The sequence below is a fragment of the Streptomyces sp. genome (genome assembly GCF_031181705.1).
Taxonomy (GTDB): Bacteria; Actinomycetota; Actinomycetes; order Streptomycetales; family Streptomycetaceae; genus Streptomyces.
This window is the reverse complement of record NZ_JAPSKN010000075.1, coordinates 21,541-27,794: the sequence shown is the minus strand read 5'-3', so window position 1 is coordinate 27,794 and position 6,254 is coordinate 21,541. Positions and strand designations below refer to the sequence as shown.

The window sequence follows — 6,254 nt, the reverse complement described above, 5'->3', positions numbered from 1 at the left end:
CCCCCCACGCGAAGCCGTCCGGGACCGTGAACGCCCCGGCGTCGCCGCGATGACGAGGCGGTGGGAGCCCGTGCCGTCGGGGGAGACGCCGGCGACCTTCGCCGGCCGGAGCGCTTGTACAGCGACAGCTTCACCGGTCCGGGGCCCGGTCTCGAACTCGACGTACTCCCTTGCCGCCGAAGCTCTCCGCCGCGGCCAGGCCGTGCGCGGCACCGAACCGCTTGCCGGCCCACGCGTCCCCGACGCCGAGCAGCAGCACGATCTCCTGACCGGTCCGCACGCACCCGACCGCGGCCGGTCAGGACTCCCGCTGCCGCTTCTGGTTCGCCAGCAGCTCGTGCAGCGGTTCCGTCGCCCGCCTGCGGTACTCCTGCACCGCCCAGCCGTTGCCGTCCGGGTCCCGGAAGTGCATGAACGTGGCGCCGTCGTCCGGCGCGTACCGGACCGGCTCCGAGACATCGAGGCCGCGGGCGACGAGTTCCGCGTGGGCCGCCTTGATGTCGGCGACGCACAGTTGCAGGCCCTGGTAGGACCCGGGGGCCGGGGTGGGGCCCGGGGTCATCTCCCAGAGGGAGTCGCCGAGGGCGATCGAACAGCCGGAACCCGGAGGCGTCAGCTGGACGATCCGCATCCCGGGCATGACCTCCTGGTCGATGTCCACGTGGAAGCCGACCTTGTCCCGGTAGAAGTCCCGGGCCCGGTCGATGTCGGTCACGGGCAGCGGGATGACTTCGAGGGTGAAGTCCATGGCGTGACTCCTTCGTCGGGCGGCAACGGCATCAGGCACCGCGCGTCGGGCGAACCGCCACCGCGCCTGGCTGAACGGCTCCCCCTACCGAAGCCGAAAACCGCACGCGGCGCCACCGACTGGACGGCCGGGCGTCCCCCGCCGTGGCGCGAAACGGCCCTCCCGTACCTCGACCCGCCAGAAGCCGCCGTACTTCTCCTCCAGCCCGCGGACGGCCCCCGTAGCCGGGCGCCGTCGGTGACGCGCCTCGTGTGCCGGCGCCCGTCCGGCCGTACGGCCGAGATGCGCAGCAGCCGTGCTCTCCCCGGCGGACCCCGTCCGCCCGCCGAACTCACCGGCGCTCGCCCCGGGTCCTGCGGTTAGGCTCGAAGCCGTACGACCTTGATCCGATGCAGGCCCGGAAAGAGTGCGAGGAGGCCCGGATGACGGCGGCCCCGGGGCGCAGGAGCAGTACCTTCACACGGCTGCTGCGGCACGGCTTCACCGACGCCTCCGCCGCCGAGCGGCTCCTGGACAGCGTCGAGCTCGCGCCCCTGCGCGACGACCCGGTGCTGCTGGACGCGCTGGGCGCGACCGCCGACCCCGATCTCGCGCTGCTCGGCCTCGTCCGGCTGCTGGAGGCCCAGCCGCACCCGGGCGCCCGCCGGGAGCTGCTCGACACGCTGATCTCGGCCAAGCCGCTGCGCGACCGCCTGCTCGGCGTCCTCGGCGCCTCCACCGCCCTCGCCGACCACCTCACCCGGCACCCGGACGACTGGCAGGCCCTGGTGACCTACGAGGCGCGGGACCTGCACCCCGGGGTGGCGGAGTTCGAGGCCGGCCTCGCACAGGCCGACGACCCGGTCTCGCTGCGCGTCGCCTACCGCCGCTGCCTGCTGTCCATCGCCGCCCGCGACGTGTGCGGCACGACCGGCGTCGCCGAGTCCGCCGCCGAGCTGGCCGACCTCGCCACCGCCACCCTGCGCGCCGCCCTCGGTCTCGCCCGGGCGGCGGCGCCCGAGGACGACGCCCTGTGCCGGCTCGCCGTCATCGCGATGGGCAAGTGCGGCGGCCACGAGCTGAACTACGTCTCCGACGTCGACGTCATCTTCGTCGGCGAGGCGGTCGAAGGGGCCGACGAGACCAAGGCGATCCGGGCCGCGACCCGGCTCGCCTCGCACATGATGCGGATCTGCTCGGAGACCACGGTCGAGGGCTCCATCTGGCCCGTCGACGCCAACCTCCGCCCCGAGGGCCGCAACGGCCCGCTGGTGCGGACCCTGGCCAGCCACCTCGCCTACTACCAGCGCTGGGCCAAGACCTGGGAGTTCCAGGCGCTGCTCAAGGCCCGCCCGGTCGCCGGCGACCTCGACCTCGGCGCGCAGTACGTCGAGGCCGTCCAGCCGCTGGTGTGGAAGGCCGCCGAGCGCGAGAACTTCGTCTCCGACGTGCAGAAGATGCGCCGCCGGGTCGTGGAGAACATCCCCGCCGCCGAGGTCGACCGCCAGCTGAAGCTGGGCCCGGGCGGCCTGAGGGACGTCGAGTTCGCCGTGCAGCTGCTCCAGCTGGTGCACGGCCGCGCCGACACCTCGCTGCGCAGCGGCACGACCCTCGACGCGCTCAAGGCCCTCGCCGCCGGCGGCTACGTCGGCCGCTCCGACGCCGCGCAGCTCGACGAGGCCTACCGCTTCCTGCGCACCCTGGAGCACCGCATCCAGCTGTTCCGGCTGCGGCGCACCCACCTCGTGCCGGAGGACGAGGCGGAGCTGCGCCGCATCGGCCGTTCCCTGGGCCTGCGCACCGACCCGGTCGCCGACCTGCACCGCGAGTGGCGGCGGCACGCCACCGTGGTGCGCCGGCTGCACGAGAAACTGTTCTACCGGCCGCTGCTCGACGCGGTCGCCCAGCTCGCCACCGGCGAGGCCCGGCTGAGCGCCGAGGCGGCCCGGGAACGCATGGTCGCCCTCGGGTACGCCGACCCGGCCTCCGCCCTGCGCCACCTGGAGGCGCTGGCCTCCGGCGTCACCCGCAAGGCCGCCATCCAGCGCACCCTGCTGCCCGTGCTGCTCGGCTGGTTCGCCGACTCCGCCGACCCGGACGCGGGCCTGCTCAACTTCCGCAAGGTCTCCGACGCCCTCGGCAAGACGCCCTGGTACCTGCGGCTGCTGCGGGACGAGGGCGCCGCCGCGCAGAACCTCGCCCGGGTCCTGTCGGCCGGGCGCCTCGCCCCCGACCTGCTGATGCGCGCGCCCGAGGCGGTCGCGCTGCTCGGCGACGGGGACGGCGGCGGCCTCACGCCCCGGCCGCGCGCCCACCTGGAGCAGGAGATACTCGCCGCGGTGAACCGGGCCGACGGAGCCGCCCAGGCGGTCACGGCCGCGCGCGGGGTGCGCCGCCGGGAGCTGTTCCGCACGGCCGCCGCCGACATCGTCGGCTCCTACGGCACCGAGGAGCAGCCCGCCGAGGCCGACCAGGGCGCCCTGGTGGACCGGGTCGGGGCGGCGGTGTCCGACCTGACCGCCGCGACCCTCGTCGGCACGCTCCGCGCGGTCGTGCGGGACGGCTGGGGCGACGAGCTGCCCACCCGCTTCGCGATCATCGGCATGGGCCGGTTCGGCGGCCACGAACTGGGCTACGGCTCCGACGCGGACGTGCTGTTCGTGCACGAGCCGCGCGACGGCGTCGACGAGCGGGAGGCGTCCCAGGCGGCGAACAAGGTCGTCTCCGAGATGCGCCGCCTGCTGCAGCTCCCGAGCGCCGACCCGCCCCTGCTCATCGACGCCGACCTGCGCCCGGAGGGCAAGTCCGGGCCGCTGGTGCGCACGCTCACCTCGTACGCGGCGTACTACCGCCGGTGGTCGCTGACCTGGGAGTCGCACGCCCTGCTGCGGGCCGAGCCGGTCGCCGGGGACGCGGACCTGGGCCGCCGCTTCATCGAACTGATCGATCCGCTGCGTTACCCGGCGGACGGGCTCGGTGACGAGGCCGTGCGCGAGATCCGGCGGCTCAAGGCCCGGATGGAGCGGGAGCGGCTGCCACGCGGCGCCGATCCCAAGCTGCACGCCAAGCTCGGGCCGGGCGGGCTGTCGGACGTGGAGTGGACCGTGCAGCTGCTGCAGCTGCGGCACGCCGCCCGGGAACCGGGTCTGCGCACCACCCGCACCCGCGAGGCCCTGGCCGCGGCCCGCGCGGCCGGGCTCATCACGGACGAGGACGCCGGGACACTCGACGAGGCCTGGGTCCTCGCGACCCGCGTGCGCAACGCGGTGATGCTGGTACGCGGCCGGGCCGGCGACACCTTCCCCTCCGACCCGCGCGAACTGGCCGCCGTGGGCCGGTACCTGGGCCACAACCCGGGCCACGTCGGCGACATGCTCGACGCCTACCGGCGCACCGCCCGCCGGGCGCGGGGCGTGGTGGAGGAGCTGTTCTACGGGGTGACCGAGCGCTGATCCCGGTCCCGGCGCGAGCACCGGGTCCCAGGGCCGCGAGCAGGGGCCGTCAGACCCCGTCCCGCGCGAGCGGCCGGCCCTGTTCCCGGGACGTCCGCGAGCGGGATGCGGCCGGTGCGCGCACCACCCGCGGCAGGGCGTACGGCAGCCTGCCGTACCAGACCCGGGCCACCGCGAACCCGAACGCCAGACAGAGCACGCCCCCGACCGCGTCCAGCCAGAAGTGGTTGGCCGTCGCCACGATCACCACCAGCGTCAGCGCCGGGTACAGCATCCCCAGCACCCGCACCCACGGGACCGTCGCCAGCGCGAAGATCGTCAGACCGCACCACACCGACCAGCCGATGTGCATCGACGGCATCGCGGCGTACTGGTTGGACATGTTCTTCAGGTCGCCGGACGCCATCGAACCCCAGGTCTGGTGGACCATGACGGTGTCGATGAAGTCGCCGCCGTTCATCAGCCGCGGGGGCGCCAGCGGATACAGGTAGTAACCGACCAGGGCGACGGCAGTGGTCGAGAACAGCACCAGCCGGGTCGCCGCGTACCGGCCGGGATGGCGACGGTACAGCCACACCAGCACACCCAGGGTGACCACGAAGTGCAGCGTCGCGTAGTAGTAGTTCATGCCGATGATCAGCCAAGTCACCGAGTTCACGGCGTGGTTGACCGACTCCTCGACGGCGATGCCGAGCCGGTGCTCGGTCTGCCAGATCCAGTCGGCGTTGCGCAGCGCCTCGGCCCGCTGCTCGGGCACGGCGTTGCGGACGAGCGAGTACGTCCAGTAACTCACCGCGATCAGCAGGATCTCGAACCAGAAGCGGGGCCGGCGCGGGGTGCGCAGCCGGCGCAGCACGCGCGGTCCCGTCTCGGCCGCAACGGGGGGCGGGAGGGCCGCCTCCAGGCCCTCCGGCTGCGTCACGGTCGCGTCACCCATAGGCACAAAGTCTGCCAGAAAAGGACTTCCCACCGATCATCCCGCGGCCCGGCCGGAGCCGCGAGTTCTACGGCGAGATCAGGCCGCGCGCCTCAGGACCGCGCACGGTCCCCGGGAGCCGAGGCGGTCGAACCGCGCACCACCAGTTCCGGCATGAACACGAACTCGCTGTGGGGCGCGGGCGTTCCGCCGATCTCCTCCAGCAGCGTGCGCACCGCCGCCTGCCCCATGGCCGGGACCGGCTTGCGGATGGTCGTCAGCGGCGGGTCGGTGAAGGCGATCAGCGGGGAGTCGTCGAACCCGACCACGGAGACGTCCTTCGGCACGTCCAGACCGCGCTGCCGGGCCGCCCTGATCGCGCCCAGGGCCATCATGTCGCTGGCGCACACCACGGCCGTGCAGTCCCGCTCCATCAGGGCGACGGCGGCGGCCTGTCCGCCCTCCAGCGTGTACAGCGAGTGCTGCACCAGCTCCGACTCGACGGCCTCGGCGCCCAGGCCCAACTGCTCCTGCATGGCCCGCACGAACCCCTCGATCTTGCGCTGCACGGGCACGAACCGCTTGGGCCCGAGCGCCAGCCCGATCCGGGTGTGCCCCAGGGACGCCAGGTGCGTCACGGCCAGGCTCATCGCCGCGCGGTCGTCGGGGGAGATGAACGGCGCCTGCACCTTCGGCGAGAAACCGTCGACCAGGACGTACGGCACGCCCTGCGCGCGCAGCCGGTCGTAGCGCTGCATGTCGGCGGTGGTGTCCGCGTGCAGCCCGGAGACGTAGATGATGCCGGCGACCCCGCGGTCCACGAGCATCTCGGTCAGCTCGTCCTCCGTGGAGCCGCCCGGGGTCTGGGTGGCCAGCACGGGCGTGTAGCCCTGCCGCGTCAGCGCCTGGCCGATGACCTGGGCCAGGGCCGGGAAGATCGGGTTCTCCAGCTCCGGGGTGATCAGGCCGACCAGGCCCTCGCTGCGCTGGCGCAGCCGCACCGGGCGTTCGTAGCCCAGCACGTCGAGGGCGGCCAGCACGGACTGGCGGGTCGTGGCGGCGACGCCCGGCTTCCCGTTGAGGACGCGGCTGACGGTCGCTTCGCTCACCCCCGCCTGCAAAGCGATGTCCGCAAGCCGTGTGGTCACAGCACTGGACT

General features: G+C 73.8%; 5 protein-coding genes and 1 pseudogene. 1 reads left to right on the top strand and 5 read right to left on the bottom strand.

Annotated features, from left to right (window positions below):
- Positions 1–130: 130 nt before the first annotated feature.
- From RIN80_RS16140 to RIN80_RS26585, 3 genes and pseudogenes are all read right to left on the bottom strand, one after another.
- On the bottom strand, positions 131–280 hold the full coding sequence (locus RIN80_RS16140; RefSeq protein ID WP_309096296.1) for a hypothetical protein: 150 nt from the start codon (positions 278–280) through the stop codon (positions 131–133).
- A gap of 18 nt (positions 281–298) precedes the next feature.
- A complete protein-coding gene (locus tag RIN80_RS16135) occupies positions 299–748 on the bottom strand; it encodes a VOC family protein (RefSeq protein WP_309096295.1) in 450 nt (149 codons plus the stop codon).
- 51 nt (positions 749–799) lie between these two features.
- Positions 800–993 (bottom strand): annotated as a pseudogene (locus RIN80_RS26585) (pyridoxamine 5'-phosphate oxidase family protein); the annotation flags it as partial.
- 177 nt (positions 994–1,170) lie between these two features.
- On the opposite strand from RIN80_RS26585, the gene RIN80_RS16130 reads away from it, so the two are divergent.
- Positions 1,171–4,179, top strand: a complete 3,009-nt coding sequence (locus RIN80_RS16130; RefSeq protein WP_309096294.1) for a bifunctional [glutamine synthetase] adenylyltransferase/[glutamine synthetase]-adenylyl-L-tyrosine phosphorylase — start codon at positions 1,171–1,173, stop codon at positions 4,177–4,179.
- Positions 4,180–4,228: 49 nt separating this feature from the next.
- Here RIN80_RS16130 and RIN80_RS16125 read toward each other — a convergent pair whose 3' ends face one another.
- Together RIN80_RS16125 and RIN80_RS16120 are read right to left on the bottom strand one after the other, a co-directional pair.
- On the bottom strand, positions 4,229–5,116 hold the full coding sequence (locus RIN80_RS16125; protein WP_309096293.1) for a phosphatase PAP2 family protein: 888 nt from the start codon (positions 5,114–5,116) through the stop codon (positions 4,229–4,231).
- A 92-nt stretch (positions 5,117–5,208) separates the two neighbouring features.
- Positions 5,209–6,243: a LacI family DNA-binding transcriptional regulator gene (locus tag RIN80_RS16120; RefSeq protein WP_309096292.1), complete on the bottom strand. Its 1,035-nt coding sequence runs from the start codon at positions 6,241–6,243 to the stop codon at positions 5,209–5,211.
- Positions 6,244–6,254: the final 11 nt, after the last annotated feature.